The following is a 14,963-nucleotide window of genomic DNA, read 5'->3' as shown; positions in this document are numbered from 1 at the left end:
CACCGCGGGGTGTCAGGCTCCCCGCGTCATCGTTGACCTCCATCGCGAGCAAGCTCGCTCCTACAGGCTCTTCCAAGTGACCCGCCGTAAGGGCGGAACCCTAAGTGGCCGTTACCGCAGCAATGAATATGTACACCAGGAAGAAAATGGTCGGCCGTAAGGTCGCCATCGCCGGCAAGTCGGATCGCCGCACCGCAGCTTCTACAGGTGTCGGTGTTCCCCGGGATTCCGTGAAGAACCAAAAAATAGCGGGTGATGACGTTTCAGAATGACCCGATGCACAGATGTCATTACCCATACTTGAGGGATGTTTTTCGAGCCTGGGAGCTTCGATCAACTGGCTGTTTTGCCCTGGAGATCGCGGGAAGCGCCTTCGAGGGTTTTCCATAAGCTGCGCATTGTAGGGTTCTCATTGGTGATGGAGCAGTAGGAGCGTATCTCCAGTCGCGTGCTCCATTCATCACCACCCGCTTTCACCAACTGACCTCGTTGAAGCTCGTCAATGACAGCGCTTTGTGGCAACCATGCCACCCCATAACCCTCGACTGCCATTCGCATCAGCAGCATCGTCATATCCGCCTCGTAGCAGCGCTCCAGCATGCATGCAGTCGGGCCATTCTTTATGACGATGTCGGCAACACGACCTAGAAAAGTCGTAGCTGTATAAGCGAGGTGAGGAACTGTTTTGCTGGAGGTGCCCGGTAAGGGATACAGCGGATTCCCATCGCTGTCAGGTGCGCACACAGGGATAAACGCGTCATGACCCAAGGTCAAACTCCCGAACTTTTCCGAATCGAGAAGTATGGGTGCCAGGGGATGGTGGTAGACGATCATCAGATCACAACTCCCCTCCTCCAGAGATATGACCGCGTCGTGGATGTTGGCGGCAACGACCCGCGCATTGAATTGCTCATTGTGCTGCTGAAACTGCTTCAGCCATTTCGGCAGGAATGTCATCGACAGACTGTGGCCGGCAGTGACCTGGATGGATCGCCCTGGCATCCGCTCTACCTCGCGAAGGCTTGAGCGCAGCCTCATTAGCCCCGCCAATGCCTCGCGGCTTTCTTCACAAAATGTGCGGCCAGCAGAGGTCAGTTGGACAGGATAGGTGCCACGATCCACCAACTCCGCACCTACCCATTCTTCAAGTGACTTTATACGCCTCGACAAAGCCGACTGGGTCACACAGCGAACCTGCGCAGCCCGAGAAAAATTCTTCCACTCCGCGACCGCCAGAAGATCATCCAGCCATTTGATTTGCATACCGACACCTCATGCCCCGAATGAGCAGTGTACTGCGCACCAGTCAGGGCGAAGCAGCAGTTTCGAAAACTATTCCAAAAGCGCATGAGGCTATCGGGATTACTCATCACGCCCTTCCAAATCCAACCCTAGAATCGAAAACGTTGGAGCGAGGCCACAGAGCTTCGACCGAATGACACTTGTCTCCTGCCAAGTAAAAAAAGCAAAAAAACCACTTGAGGAAAGCTCCGTGAAGAAAAATAAACTTCCGCGTCGGATCGCAATTGGCATCGCCTTGGGCGTGCTTGTCGGTTGGGCGTGCCACCATTTCGCAGGGAGCGAACAAAGCGCCAAAGAGATCGCGTCTTACTTCTCGATGGTCACCGACATATTTTTACGCATGATCAAGATGATCATCGCGCCTCTGGTGTTCGCCACCTTGGTCGGCGGCATCGCGAGTATGGGTAACTCCCGCTCCGTTGGCCGGATTGGCCTAAGAGCCATGGCCTGGTTCGTCACCGCTTCGGTGATCTCGCTGGCAATCGGCATGGGCCTGGTCAACCTGTTCCAACCCGGCGCAGGACTGAACATGGAGGTCGTCCAGCATGCGGCGAGCCCCGTGGTGAACACCGGGGATTTCAGCCTCAAGGTTTTCATCAGTCACGTGTTTCCCCGCAGCATTGCTGAAGCAATGGCCAACAACGAAATCCTGCAAATCGTGGTGTTCTCGTTGTTCTTCGGGTTTGCCCTCGCTGGTGTGAAGCGAGCGGGTTACACAACGATTGTCGATGGCATCGAAGAGCTGGCCAAGGTGATGTTCAAGGTCACGGACTTCGTCATGGCCTTCGCGCCAATCGGCGTTTTCGCAGCCATCGCCTCGGCGATCACCACTCAAGGTCTTGGCTTGATAGTCGATTACGGAAAACTGATTGCCGAGTTCTACCTGGGCATTGTGATTCTGTGGTGCGTGTTGTTCGCTGCCGGCTACCTGTTCCTGGGCCGCTCAGTGTTTACCTTGGGCAAGCTCATCCGCGAACCTGTTCTGTTGGCATTTTCCACTGCCAGTAGCGAGTCCGCATATCCGAAAACCATGGAGGCACTGGAGAAATTTGGTGCGCCGAAACGCGTATCCAGCTTCGTTCTACCGTTGGGGTACTCATTCAACCTTGATGGTTCAATGATGTATCAAGCGTTCGCCATCATGTTCATTGCTCAGGCCTACAACGTCGACCTGAGCTTCACACAGCAACTGCTCATCTTGCTGACGCTGATGATCACCAGCAAGGGAATGGCGGGTGTAGCTCGAGCATCGGTGGTTGTGGTGGCGGCTACGTTACCCATGTTCAACCTCCCCGAAGCCGGCATCTTGTTGATCCTTGGCATTGACCAATTCCTTGATATGGCCAGGACTGCCACCAACGTGGTTGGCAATAGCATCGCGACGGCTGTGGTTGCCAAATCAGAACCACATGAAGAGGCTGAAGACGCGCCCGGCACTGAGTCTCCGCTCCCAATTCATACTGTAGCCACCGCGTGAGAACCTAAACATGAAACGTAAATCGAAGCCGTCCAGCGGGTCATCGTTTGCTCGCAAACTAGGTATCGTCGGCGGGCTTGGCTCACTGGCCGGCGGCGATCTTTTCTACAAGCTGGTGAAATCCAGAGCTGTTCTGGAGGATCAAGGTCGCTATCACTTCCTGTTTGAGCAACACCCGTTCAAAGACGTCCTGATGCCCCTGGATCGGGGCGCCAGCATGACCTCCAGAAAGTTCTACGTATTTCAGGTTTGCCAGACGTTCGAGGCCAGCGAAGTCAATGCAGTTTTACTGCCTTGTTTTGCCAGTCACACCTTTCGTGAGGAAATCCAGGAGGAAATTGGCATACCCGTTCTGGATATGATGGAGGCGTTACGCAAGCACGTGGATCATGTCGCTGAATGCGGCAGTACGTTGGGAATCATCGCGTCTGACCATGTTCGGCACTCAGGGCTGTTTGAGCGCTATTTCGGCAATGACTTCAAGCTCGTTTATCCAAATGATAACGAGCAGTCCGGGTTGATGGATGCGATGTATGGCGTTAATGGCATCAAGGATGGTTACCTTGACGGTGTACCTCTGGAGTGTGTCTATCAGGCCTGCCTTTCGCTTCAGGATCAGGGGGCCGCAATCATCCTGCCTGGCATGACTGAGCTCTCGTTGGTCTGCGGTGATCTTCAACGGCGTGGCTTGACTGTCCTGGATATCAACGAGATTTATGCCACTTTCGCCACCTTGGAGAAAGGTCAGTCGACCCGTCCGCCATTCAAGCTTGGGATAGTGGGTGGTGTTGGGCCAGCGGCAACGGTTGATTTCATGGGGAAGGTTGTTGCGCACACACCGGCAGGTCGCGATCAGGAACACATCAAAATGGTGGTGGAACAAAACCCCCAGATCCCTGATCGCACAGCCAACTTACTGAATGACGAAACTGATCCGACGATGGCGATGTATGCGACATGCAAGCGACTGGAAAGCGCCAGCGCCAATGCCATAGCGATTCCGTGCAATACAGCTCATGCATTTGTTGAGCGCATCCAGGCGCACCTGCGTGTACCAATAGTGAATATGTTGACTGAGACGGTTGAGGCTATCGTTCAGCGATACGGTGCTGGCAAAACCGTAGGGCTGCTAGCGACGTCCGGCACAATTAAAAGTCAGGTCTATCACGTGGCTGCCCGGCGAGCAGGACTTCAAATCATCACCCCTGGCATTGAATACCAAGCGTTGGTGATGGAGTCGATTTATGGAGACCACGGAATCAAAGCGGGTTTCACAGACGGCATCTGTAAAGACCAGCTCTTGATCGCCGCAGAGCACTTGTGTGAACTGGGCGCTGATGTGCTAATCCTGGGCTGTACGGAGCTACCTCTGGTGCTTGAGCATAGCGAATCCTACATGATCAAAAATCATGAGGTTGCATTGGTCGACCCGACAACCATTTTGGCATTGAAGTGCATTGAGCTTGCCCGTGAAAATACGGTCAAGCCTTCCAGTCACTAATCAAGCAACAGGTATAGTTTGATTGGAGCGGAGCTTCGTCAGAAAGGTGTCCGTAGGCGCACCCTGACTCCCACCAAACTAGATGCCCTACGCTGCTATAAAAAAGAAAGGCCCTTATCGGGCCTTTTTTGTACTCAAACCAAAATCACTTGGTCAGCCAGAACTCAACGGTCGCGGAACTGTGCAGAGCTTTCACAGCATGCAACTGCCCATTCAACCGAATTACAACGAATATGAAATACCGACCTGCACCGTTCTCGGCGCCCCTGGATAAGCGTAAACGTTGCCGAACGCCCCCTCCTCATAATCTTCGTCCGTCAGGTTTTTCACATCCAGATTCAGTCGGATTTTTTCGTTGACCTTGTAGTAGCTCAGTAGATCGACAACGGTGTAGTTGCCCATCGAAAACGCCGTGTTGGCGGTCTGCCCTGCGCGCTCATCGACGTACTTGAGACCGGTGCCAAACCCTAGTCCCTTGAGTGCACCATCCTGGAACTCGTAGACGTTAAGCAGGCTGAAGCTGTTCTGCGGAATATTCATCAGTCGGGTGCCGGACTGGATGACATTGTCCTTGATCACTTCGGCATCGACATAGGCGTAGCCGCCAATCACCCGCCATTGCGGCGTCAGGTTGCCGGCGATGTTCAGGTCGAAACCACGGCTGCGCACCTCGCCTGCCGCCACGCTGAACGTCGAGTCCACCGGATCGGTGGTGAGTACGTTGCGCTTTTCGATCTGGTAGATCGCCGCGTCGACACTCAATTGACTGTCCAGCGCTTCCCACTTGATACCCAGTTCATACGACTTGCCCTTTTCCGGTTCGAAACCACCGCCCTGGCGGCTGGCACCGGTATTGGGCTTGAACGAGCGAGCCGTATCGGCATAGATCGCCACCGTGTCGGTGAGGTCATAGGTCACGCCAACGCGCGGGGTCACCGCATTGTCGCTGGCCTCCCAGCTTCTGCCGCCCGGCACAAAGGTTTGGTAATCCTGCTCGAAGCGCTCGAAACGGGCCCCGGCCAATACTCTCAAACGCTCGGTCAAGGCCACCTGGTCCTGGACGAATGCCGCGTAGGTCTTGAGGTTTTCCTTGTCGTTGGTCGGGGTACGGGTCAAGGCTGGACGAGGCTGGCCATACACCGGGTTGAAGATATCGATCGGGTAGGCACTCACGGCGCCGCTGGAGCGCTGGATGATCGACTGGTAGTCGTAGTCCTCGTACTCGACGCCGGTCAGCAGAGTGTGATCGAAACCGCCTGCGGTGAAATGTCCGGTGAGGTTGAGTTGGGTGTCCTTGTCCGTCCACTCCAGCTTGCGGTAGTTGAAGTTACGGCCCAGGGTGCGCCCGTCTGCGGCCATACCGTTGGCTTCGACCGCATTCCCCTCGAGGGTGCCGTCGAGCCATTGGAATCCGCCGCCCAACGTCCAGTTATCGCTCAGCAGATGCTCGAACCGCAGCTGCGCCATGTTGTTGTCGTTGTGCAGTTTGCCAACGTCTTTTTCACCGAAGAAGGTGTCGCGAGAGGCTATGCCGATTTGATTGGGAAAGTGCGTCACGCCGCGATCCAGCGGGTGATTGTTGCGCATGAAATCCCCCTCGAAGATCACCTTGGTGTCGTCGTCGACCTGCCAGGCAAGTACCGGAGTGACGCCGTATCGTTCGGTTTCGACATGATCTCGGAAGGTATCGCCGCCCTCTCCCACCACATTCAAGCGATAGGCCAAACGGCCTTCTTCATCCAGCGGGCCGGAGGCATCCAGAGTTCCGCGTTGCATTCCCTGGTCGTCGAGTTGGCTACCCAGCGTCACAGTGGGCTCGGCCAGAGGTTGTTTGGAGATGATGTTGAACGTGCCACCTGGATCGCCTCGGCCATAGAGCATGGTCGCAGGCCCTCGCAGAACTTCGAGCCTTTCGATGGTGTTCGCATCCGGCATGTTCGGATAGCCACGGTTGATCGGGAACCCGTTGCGATAAAACTCCCCGGTGGTAAATCCACGCACGGTAAATGTGGTCAGGCCCTGGCCGCCAAAGTTGTTGGCCCGCCCCACACCACCAGCGTAATCGAGCGCGTCCTGCAATCGGGTGGCACTGATGTCTTCCACGACATCCTTGGTCACTACACTGATGGATTGAGGCGTCTCGTGGATCGACGTGTCGGTACGCGTTGCACTGGATGAACGCGTCGCCCGGTACCCGTCGACGGGCCCCAGGGCGGTTTCAAAGTCAGCCGTGCCAACGATGTCGGTTGCTTGCAACTCCAGACTGGCTTTATCGGTTGTGGCGCCCTCTGCCCAGGAGGAAGCGGAAAACGCATGAATCACACAGATAGAAACCAGAGTACGACGCATCTAGGAAACCTTGAGAAAATAGCCAAATGGGACGGCATACGTGCCAACAAATCGAGGCGTATGGTATACCGCATTATCAGCTTTTGATACGTATTCGCATTTGTATTTTCTGAACGCTACCTACGGTTGCGCAAATCGCTAATCAAGCAATTCCAGAACACATCGCTTGAAGACCCTATGACGTAAAAAAGGGCTCTCGAAGAGCCCTTTGGTACTCATTTCAGAATTACTTGGTCAGCCAGGACTCAACGGTCGCAGAGCTGTGCTCAGCTTTCCACTTTGTCAGCACCTTGCTATTCCGGGCTTCATTACAACGGAGCTACGTCAAAGGCAGGGTTTCACAAGGTGATCTAACCCCTGCCCATTCACTCCTTGCTCGATTTGGGTATCGCGATACGGCTACTGGTCTTGACCTCGCGTAAAGCCAGACTGGACTGGATGGACGCAATGCCCACCTGACGCCTGAGCACCTGCTCGATAAAGTCACTGTAGCTATCAAGATCCTCTGCCAACACTTGCAGCACGTAATCGGCATCCCCGGTGATCTTGTGACAGGACAACACTTCAGGCAATTGCGCAATCACCGCCTCGAAAGCGTCGGGAGCGTGATCGGCGTGGGTGGAAAAACGGATGTGCACGAACGCCATGATATCCAGCCCCAGCATTCGTCGATCAAGGTTCGCCTGATACCCCTTGATCACGCCCGCCTCCTCCATTCTCTTACGCCGCCTCCAGCAAGGTGTCAGGCTTAACGACAAGCGCTCACTGAGCTCAGCGTTGGAAATACTCGCATCTTCTTGCAGCAATGCGAGGATTGCCAAGTCGGTATCGTCGAGACTGATGCGTTTGGATGATTTTTTCTGCATTACGCCATTCCAGAGTAAAAACGCCCGAATAATCTAGTAAACCACGAAAACAAAGCAAAGAAAGCGCATCCCGGCCGGAACAGAATATTTGCACTGGTTCACATTAACGGATGCGCAGAATGTTTACAGTTTTCAGTGATTCCCACCGCTTGCACCACGGCACCGAATTGAAAGACGGCGTGCTCAAGCCGTCGTTCGAACAGCCCAGTCGGGCCGATACCGTCCATAACCGTGTCAAGCAGGTAGGCCTTGGCCAGATCGTCGAGCCGCGAGCATTTGACCGGTCGTGTTACGTCAATGCGCACAGCGAGCGCTACGTCAGCTTTCTGGAAAGCGCCTGGTCAGAATGGAGCGCGACCGGACGTACGCACGATGCCCTACCGCTGGTATGGCCAGTGCGCGACCTGTCCAACGAGCAAGTGCCGACTTTCATCGACGGCAAGCTGGGTTTCTATGCCATGGACGCCGGCTCCCCGATTACCGCCACCACTTGGCAAGCGGTGAAAACCAGTGCAGACATCGCCCTCACCGGCCTGGCGCTGATCGATGAAGGCCACGACAGCGCTTTTGCCCTGTGCCGACCGCCCGGCCATCACGCGGCGCGTGAATACATGGGCGGCTACTGCTATCTGAACAACGCCGCCATTGCTGCACAGCAGGCCATTACCCAAGGTGCCAAACGTGTCGCCGTACTGGACGTCGACTTTCATCACGGAAACGGCACCCAGAACATTTTCTACGAGCGTAGTGACGTCATGTTTGTCTCGCTGCACGGCGAACCGGCGGTGTCCTACCCGTACTACTCAGGCTTCAGCCACGAAGTCGGCGCAGGGCAAGGCGAAGGATACAACCTGAACTATCCGCTGCCGAAGAACACCACCTGGGAAAGCTATCGCAACGCCCTGCTACACGCCTGCAAGAAACTCCAGCAATTTGCCCCTGAAGTGTTGGTTATTTCACTGGGCGTCGACACGTTCAAGGACGACCCCATCAGTCACTTCCTGCTGGAAAGTGAAGACTTCATCGGCATCGGCGAGCTGATCGCGAGCGTCGGCTGCCCCACCCTATTCGTCATGGAAGGTGGCTACATGGTCGATGAAATCGGGATCAATGCGGTCAACGTACTGCATGGCTATGAGAGTAAACGCGCCTGAGTCATCCCCTGAATCGCAACGCTTCAACTATTGAATCGGAGAATAAAAACATGACTCTTTTTATAGACGTCGATCATGCCGCACGCCTGTTCGCCACAGTGGGAATCCGCCGGGCAATCCGCGAGATGGCCACTTACATCGAAACTGACTATTCACGCTGGGCGCAGTTTGATAAGTCGCCCCGCACCGCCAATCATTCGGCCGACGGTGTGATCGAGTTGATGCCGACCGACGATGGCCAGCAGTACTCGTTCAAGTACGTGAACGGTCACCCGGACAACGGTCAAAGCAACTTGCTGACGGTCATGGCCTTCGGTGTCCTGGCCGATGTCCACAGTGGCTATCCAACCTTGCTCAGCGAACTGACGCTGACCACCGCCGTGCGCACGGCAGCGACTTCCGCATTGGTTGCGCAGTCCCTGGCGCGCCCGGGTGCAAGCACCATGGCAATCATCGGCAATGGCGCCCAAAGCGAGTTTCAGGCCCTCGCCTTCCACGAAATGCTGTCCATCAAGGAAATTCGCATTTTCGATATCGATCGCGACGCTTCACTCAAGTTGAAGCACAACCTGGCCGCATTCCCGGATATTGAGGTGATTCTGGCCAACTCGGTACAGGAAGCGGTCAAGGGCGCGCACATCGTCACCACAGTCACCGCAGACAAGGCCTATGCAACGATTCTGACGCCCGAGATGATCGAGCCCGGCATGCATATCAACGCCGTGGGCGGTGACTGCCCAGGGAAAACCGAACTGCACGCCGACATCCTGCGCAATGCCCGGGTCATCGTTGAGTTTGAACCTCAAACCCGGATTGAAGGCGATATTCAACAATTGGAGGTCGACTTTCCCGTCGTAGAGTTCTTCCGGATTGTCCAGGGCGATGTCCCGGGCCGTGAGAACGACACCCAGGTCACCGTTTTCGATTCGGTGGGTTTTGCCCTGGAAGACTTTTCGTCACTGCGCTACGTGCACGATCTGGCGCGGGAGCATGCCATCGGTGAGCGCATCCATCTGGTGCCGACGCCTGCCAACATAAAAAACCTCTACCAACTGCTTGATCAGCAGCCAGCAATCGCCCCCTCACGCCTGCGCACAGTCAGTTGATAGCCATAGGTGAGGCCCCCTGAGCAAAGTGCCAAGGGGCTACTCACCGGGTGAGCGGACGAGAAACCCTGCCACCCGCAAACCACCACCGTCAGTAGCCGTTGCATCTCTAACAAGAACGCTCGACACCCACTTTTCTGCCAAAACTCAAAAACATAAAATCAAGAGGTTTTGTAATGAAATCGACTCCGTCCGGGCTGGTTGAACAGCCCGCGCTGCAGCGCACGCTCAGCAATCGTCACATTCAGTTAATGGCCATGGGAGGTGCCATCGGTACCGGTCTGTTCATGGGCTCCGGGAAGATCATCGCCCTCTCCGGCACGTCGATCATCCTCATCTACATGATCATCGGTCTGTTCGTCTACTTCGTCATGCGTGCCATGGGCGAACTGTTGCTCTCCAACTTGAACTTCAAAACCTTCGCGGATTTTGCCGGTGCCTATCTTGGCCCACGCGCGGCATTTTTCCTTGGCTGGTCATACTGGCTAAGCTGGAGCGTTGCAGTGATAGGTGATGCCGTCGTGGTGGGTGGATTTTTTCAGTATTGGTTCCCCGATGTACCCGCCTGGATACCGGCGATCGGCATGCTGATGACACTGTTCGCCTTGAATGTGCTGACTGTCAGGCTTTTTGGTGAGGTGGAGTTCTGGTTCGCGATCATCAAGATCATTGCCGTCGTCACCCTGATTGGCGTCAGCATGGTGATGATTGCCAGCTCCTTTGTCTCACCCAGTGGCGTTACTGCATCCCTGAACCACTTGCTGGATAAACAGGCCGCCTTCCCCAACGGCTTGTTCGGTTTCTTTGCCGGGTTCCAGATGGCGATTTTCTCCTTTGCGGGCACCGAGCTGATCGGTACTGCAGCCGCCGAAACGCGCTCCCCCGAGAAGACCCTGCCTAAAGCCATCAACTCGATTCCGCTGAGAATTATCCTGTTTTATGTGCTGGCACTGGCCTGCATTATTGCAGTGACTTCCTGGCAACAGGTTTCGCCCAACAAGAGCCCGTTCGTCGAGCTGTTTCTGGTCGCAGGGTTTCCCGCAGCAGCCGGTATCGTCAACTTTGTGGTGCTGACATCCGCCGCCTCATCGGCCAACAGTGGCGTATTTTCATCCAGTCGCATGCTGTTTGGACTGGCCAATCAGGACAACGCTCCGGGGATTTTCCGGCGTCTGTCGAGCAATAGCGTGCCTTTGCTGAGCCTGGCGTTCACCACATTGTTGATGCTGGTGGGGGTACTGTTGCTGTTCATCGTTCCAGAAGTGATGACAGCGTTCACCATCGTTTCTACCGTGTCGGCAATCCTGGTGATTTTCACTTGGTCGACCATCCTCGCGTCCTACATTGCCTATCGCAAAAAGCGACCCGAGCTGCATGCGAAATCGGCCTACAAGATGCCTGGCGGCGTGCCGATGGCCTGGTTTTCCCTGGGGTTTCTGGGCTTCGTTCTCTGCCTGTTGGCATTGAGACCCGACACCCGAATTGCCTTGATGGTCATGCCGGGTTGGTTCATATGGTTGGCAATTGCTTACCAGTCAACCTGTTCCAGAAAACCAAAACCCGCTGACGGGTCGGCAAATCAATACAGCTGATGTTCACCTGGTGCCTTTCGGTGCCGATGAGTGAAGAGCGCGTCAGCGACGTGGCATTTCCGGGATGACTACAGGCTAAAGAGCCCCAACTGATGGCCGTCATATTTCATTGACGGCCAACTCTACGGATGAACGATTCGGTTTGCTGACAAATGGTGAGACGCCGTAGGCAAAGCTGCACCAACTCGTCCCTATGATTCTCATCGCCAACTTCCCAACATCCTCCAGAAAGTGCCGGGGCGTTTTTCCGTCCCTGGGCCGCCATTACATTGTCTAGTCCTGAAATAGGTTTACACCTGATTGCATCCGTGTTGACCAACTGTTTGCATTCGACTTTACCAGCACACGCTGTAGTGACGACCGGCAGAGAACCGCCCATTGCAGACATTCAGAGATGTCTGCAAAAGCGGTAAATCCCCTGAGTGGGTAGGCAATGCAGCCTTCATTTGAAATGTACGCCCGCCGCCGGCACCGCACACCCCGCTGTTAGCGGGCTGACGGTGATTTCTTTGATAGAGGCCGAGAGCATTCGGCAATCAGTGATTGTGTAGTTCATACGAGAATCAGCTTTCCTGGCTTAGCGGCGTTTCATGCAGGTAGATCCATTGGGCGTTGTGGTGATGCATGCCAATGATCGCCACCGAAACCCGTGAGCTTTCGCGCTGGCCGAGGCGATGGGTTTCCTTGTAGCGAATCGCCACGCTATTGCCTTCCTGCCAGACCGTCTGCAGATCGCTGATGACGATCTCCAGGCCTGGCTTGGCGCCGACTGCACCTTTAAACATCTGTTCGACCGTCGCCCGGCTGACAATGGCGGCCGAGGTGGTGACCATGGTGAAGTGCTCGGCAAAGGCCGATATCAGAGGTTCAAGCGTGGCCTGCCCCTTACCGTTTGCGTCGGTGAACAGGGTGTGGATCAGCTCGTGCACGTGATGAATGCTGTGGTGCGCCTGTTCAACTATTTTGTTGTGCATGACAGTCCTTTTGAGTGTTCAACTGACTCAGTTGAAAGAGTGGGAACAGGCCCACCAGCGCGGCGATGGCAAAGGTCACGTGGTAGGCCTGGGTGGTATCGAAATGCTTCAAGAGCAGGTTGAAAACCATCAGGAAGAGGGCCGCGCCGATGCTGAATGACATCTGTCGGTTGATGTTCCAGATGACACTGGCCTTGTGGGTGTCATTGCCCTCGAAGTCCATCAGCGACGTGGTTTGTGCTGTGTTGGCACCGATGCCGCCGCCGATCCCCATCAAGCTGTAGGCGATGACGATCACCAGAAAGTCTGAGGGATCGTTCACCAGTAACAGGGTGGCGATGCCGGCGCTGTGCAATAGCATCCCGAGGGCAAACAGCCGCTTGGCGCCCATCCGGTTATAGACCCGGCCACAGATCAGCATCGCGATGAATGCGCCGATGGCGTAGAGGATCATGAACATCCCTGTCAGTCGGGCGCTGAAGTGCAGGGTGTTTTGCAGGAAGAAGATGCTCATCAAGTTGACCCCCGTGAACACACCGGGAATCGCGTAATAGATATAGACGGAGGTGCTGAGTTTTTTGCTTTTGAGCAGGCTCAGTTCAATGATCGGATTTTTGCAGGTGCGGTAGTGCAGCCCGTACAGCACGACGAACGTAACGCCGGCCATGACGAAAAGGCCGGCCACCCATGCCGGAGCGTCGCCGCCATACAACGACATGCCCATCAGCAGGCTGCCGAGTGCCGCGCTGACCAGCAGCAAGCCCTTGATGTCGGGTCTGGGCAAAGTCGTCGGTCGCGCTTCGTTGATCCAGAACCATGACAGCAATGCCGCGATCAGTGAGAACGGGATGTTGCTGTAGAACACCCAGCGCCAGGAGCTGCTGTCGACGATGATGCCGCCGATGGTCGGTGAAATGGCGGGCGCAATCAGCGCAACGGCCATGACCAACGTGGATATTTTCGCCCGCTGCTCGCCCTTGAACAGGTTGAACGTCAGTGCCTGTCCGACAGGAATCAACAGGCCGCCGCCAATCCCCTGGACGAAGCGCCAGATCACCAGCTCGTTGAAACTGTTGGCCAGCCCACACATCCACACGGAGGCTGTAAACACGATCATCGAGGTGGTGAGGATTTCCCGACTGCCAAAACGACCGGCCAACCAGGTGCTGACCGGAATGATCAGTGTCAGCCCCAGAATATAAGCGTTAGCCACCCACGCAACGTCTGAAGTACTAACGTGCAGCGCTGCCGATATACTCGGTAATGCGACCGCTGACATAAAGATGTTAATGCAGTCTATAAAAAAGCCGATCAGAAATATCAGTGCAACTTTGTAGCGATAGGTCATGTTGTTTCCCCTTTTCCGCAAAGCATAAGGGCGGTGGACTTGAACTGTCGATACGACTATCCTTGAAACAATGTTTGACGGGATTTAACAGTGAACCATATTTCTATGCACACTCATCTTAATCGGGTCCAGACATTCCTGGCCGTGGTCGATTTTGGTTCTTACACCAAGGCTGCCAATTACCTGAGCATCAGCAAAGCCATGGCCAGCCTGCATGTCAAGGCGCTGGAGGACGTGCTGTCAGCGACGTTGTTGATTAGAAACACCCGAAATATATCCCTCACCGAAACCGGTCAGGACTTTTATGAAGAATTCAAAGGCATTGTCGCGGACATCGATAACGCCTTCGATAATGTATTAAAAGGACATAATCGGGTGTCCGGAAAGTTGCGCTTCAGCTCCACCAGTGAATACGGCGAGGCCTATATTCTTCCGTTGATACCGCAATTTATAGAGCGCTACCCGGAAATAAAACTCTGTTATAACTTCAACTCGTCACTCAATGATCTGGTGGCGGAAAAGTTAGACCTGGTAATCCGTTTAGGCCATTTGGCGGACTCGGCTTTCAAGAGCCGCAAACTGGCGGATTATGAAATTGTCCTGGTGGCTACCGAGACGTTTCTTGCACGTCACCCGGTGCAGAATCCTCAGGACCTGAATTCGGTGCCGTGGATCGCCAACAGCAACCTGCAGGCACCGACCCAGTGGACGTTGCGCCATCCGCACTTGGGGACTGTCGAGATCAACGGGATCAATCAGTTTGAATCCAATTCTTCCACGGCCATCCGCTCCATGACGTTGTCGTCGCTAGGCGTCTCGGTGCTGCCCGCCTGGGTGGTCAAGGACGATATCGCCAGCGAGCGGCTGATCCGGTTGTTGCCCGACTATTCGCTGCCCTCGCAGTCCGTCAATGTGGTGTTTCCCAACAGCCCGCATTTGCCCCACAAATCGAGGGCATTCATCGATTTCCTGTTGCTACATCTGGCGCAGTAAGCACCAAATAAAAGGTTCTTCACGGAATTCCGGGGAACACCGATACCTGTAGAAGCTGCGGTGCGGCGATCCGACTTGCCAGCGATGGCAACTGACGGCCGAGCATTTTCTTCCTGGTGTACATATTCATTGCTGCKGTAACGGCCWCTTAKGGTTCCGCCCTKACGGCGGGTCACTTGGAAGAGCCTGTAGGAGCGAGCTTGCTCGCGATGGAGGTCAACGATGACGCGGGGAGCCTGACACCCCGCGGTGCTCTCAGGTTTTTCGCGAGCAAGCTCGCTCCTACAGGGCCCGCCGCGAT

The 14,963-nt window shown here is 55.2% G+C and carries 12 protein-coding genes; 7 read left to right on the top strand and 5 right to left on the bottom strand.

Annotated features, from left to right (window positions below):
• The first annotated feature begins 104 nt into the window (after positions 1–104).
• Entirely contained in the window at positions 105–272 is a 168-nt protein-coding gene (locus AC1DKH_RS29595) for a hypothetical protein (protein ID WP_477800140.1), read from the top strand.
• Positions 273–333: 61 nt separating this feature from the next.
• Here the strand turns inward: AC1DKH_RS29595 and AC1DKH_RS29590 are convergent, their stop codons facing one another.
• The gene (locus AC1DKH_RS29590; RefSeq protein ID WP_477800139.1) at positions 334–1,263 is read right to left on the bottom strand and encodes a LysR substrate-binding domain-containing protein; all 930 of its coding nucleotides are present in this window, start codon (positions 1,261–1,263) and stop codon (positions 334–336) included.
• A gap of 229 nt (positions 1,264–1,492) precedes the next feature.
• Between AC1DKH_RS29590 and AC1DKH_RS29585 the strand changes: the two genes are divergently transcribed.
• Both AC1DKH_RS29585 and cuyB read left to right on the top strand, forming a co-directional pair.
• A complete protein-coding gene (locus tag AC1DKH_RS29585) occupies positions 1,493–2,779 on the top strand; it encodes a dicarboxylate/amino acid:cation symporter (RefSeq protein ID WP_477786753.1) in 1,287 nt (428 codons plus the stop codon).
• 10 nt (positions 2,780–2,789) lie between these two features.
• On the top strand, positions 2,790–4,280 hold the full coding sequence (gene cuyB / locus AC1DKH_RS29580; RefSeq protein ID WP_477800138.1) for a cysteate racemase: 1,491 nt from the start codon (positions 2,790–2,792) through the stop codon (positions 4,278–4,280).
• Positions 4,281–4,502: 222 nt separating this feature from the next.
• Here cuyB and AC1DKH_RS29575 read toward each other — a convergent pair whose 3' ends face one another.
• Entirely contained in the window at positions 4,503–6,629 is a 2,127-nt protein-coding gene (locus AC1DKH_RS29575) for a TonB-dependent siderophore receptor (protein WP_477800137.1), read from the bottom strand.
• 365 nt (positions 6,630–6,994) lie between these two features.
• Positions 6,995–7,495, bottom strand: coding sequence for an Lrp/AsnC family transcriptional regulator (locus AC1DKH_RS29570; RefSeq protein ID WP_103393416.1), 501 nt, complete (start codon positions 7,493–7,495; stop codon positions 6,995–6,997).
• 119 nt (positions 7,496–7,614) lie between these two features.
• On the opposite strand from AC1DKH_RS29570, the gene AC1DKH_RS29565 reads away from it, so the two are divergent.
• The 3 genes from AC1DKH_RS29565 (at position 7,615) to AC1DKH_RS29555 (ending at position 11,347) form a co-directional block, all read left to right on the top strand.
• A complete protein-coding gene (locus AC1DKH_RS29565) occupies positions 7,615–8,649 on the top strand; it encodes a histone deacetylase family protein (RefSeq protein ID WP_477756009.1) in 1,035 nt (344 codons plus the stop codon).
• Positions 8,650–8,699: 50 nt separating this feature from the next.
• Complete coding sequence (locus tag AC1DKH_RS29560; protein WP_477800136.1) at positions 8,700–9,755, top strand: ornithine cyclodeaminase; 1,056 nt, start codon at positions 8,700–8,702, stop codon at positions 9,753–9,755.
• A gap of 176 nt (positions 9,756–9,931) precedes the next feature.
• The gene (locus tag AC1DKH_RS29555; protein ID WP_477756011.1) at positions 9,932–11,347 is read left to right on the top strand and encodes an amino acid permease; all 1,416 of its coding nucleotides are present in this window, start codon (positions 9,932–9,934) and stop codon (positions 11,345–11,347) included.
• 563 nt (positions 11,348–11,910) lie between these two features.
• Here AC1DKH_RS29555 and AC1DKH_RS29550 read toward each other — a convergent pair.
• Both AC1DKH_RS29550 and AC1DKH_RS29545 read right to left on the bottom strand, forming a co-directional pair.
• The gene (locus AC1DKH_RS29550) at positions 11,911–12,321 is read right to left on the bottom strand and encodes a DUF4440 domain-containing protein (protein ID WP_477800135.1); all 411 of its coding nucleotides are present in this window, start codon (positions 12,319–12,321) and stop codon (positions 11,911–11,913) included.
• The gene (locus AC1DKH_RS29545) at positions 12,302–13,669 is read right to left on the bottom strand and encodes an MFS transporter (protein ID WP_477800134.1); all 1,368 of its coding nucleotides are present in this window, start codon (positions 13,667–13,669) and stop codon (positions 12,302–12,304) included. The genes AC1DKH_RS29550 and AC1DKH_RS29545 overlap by 20 nt, the downstream gene beginning before the upstream one ends.
• A gap of 105 nt (positions 13,670–13,774) precedes the next feature.
• Here AC1DKH_RS29545 and AC1DKH_RS29540 point away from each other — a divergent pair, with 105 nt between their 5' ends.
• The gene (locus tag AC1DKH_RS29540) at positions 13,775–14,662 is read left to right on the top strand and encodes a LysR family transcriptional regulator (RefSeq protein ID WP_477800141.1); all 888 of its coding nucleotides are present in this window, start codon (positions 13,775–13,777) and stop codon (positions 14,660–14,662) included.
• Positions 14,663–14,963: the final 301 nt, after the last annotated feature.

The organism is Pseudomonas sp. 05L36, assembly GCF_056398125.1.
Note: the sequence above shows the minus strand (reverse complement) of the source record. Positions and strands in the feature narration are given on the sequence as shown.

Bases quoted from the DNA above. Each gene is read 5' to 3' on its own strand.
- cuyB (WP_477800138.1), top strand. From the start codon at position 2,790: ATGAAACGTAAATCGAAGCCGTCCAGCGGGTCATCGTTTGCTCGCAAA.
- AC1DKH_RS29565 (WP_477756009.1), top strand. From the start codon at position 7,615: ATGTTTACAGTTTTCAGTGATTCCCACCGCTTGCACCACGGCACCGAA.
- AC1DKH_RS29575 (WP_477800137.1), bottom strand. From the start codon at position 6,629: ATGCGTCGTACTCTGGTTTCTATCTGTGTGATTCATGCGTTTTCCGCT.
- AC1DKH_RS29540 (WP_477800141.1), top strand. From the start codon at position 13,775: ATGCACACTCATCTTAATCGGGTCCAGACATTCCTGGCCGTGGTCGAT.
- AC1DKH_RS29550 (WP_477800135.1), bottom strand. From the start codon at position 12,321: ATGCACAACAAAATAGTTGAACAGGCGCACCACAGCATTCATCACGTG.
- AC1DKH_RS29590 (WP_477800139.1), bottom strand. From the start codon at position 1,263: ATGCAAATCAAATGGCTGGATGATCTTCTGGCGGTCGCGGAGTGGAAG.
- AC1DKH_RS29555 (WP_477756011.1), top strand. From the start codon at position 9,932: ATGAAATCGACTCCGTCCGGGCTGGTTGAACAGCCCGCGCTGCAGCGC.
- AC1DKH_RS29570 (WP_103393416.1), bottom strand. From the start codon at position 7,495: ATGCAGAAAAAATCATCCAAACGCATCAGTCTCGACGATACCGACTTG.
- AC1DKH_RS29545 (WP_477800134.1), bottom strand. From the start codon at position 13,669: ATGACCTATCGCTACAAAGTTGCACTGATATTTCTGATCGGCTTTTTT.
- AC1DKH_RS29560 (WP_477800136.1), top strand. From the start codon at position 8,700: ATGACTCTTTTTATAGACGTCGATCATGCCGCACGCCTGTTCGCCACA.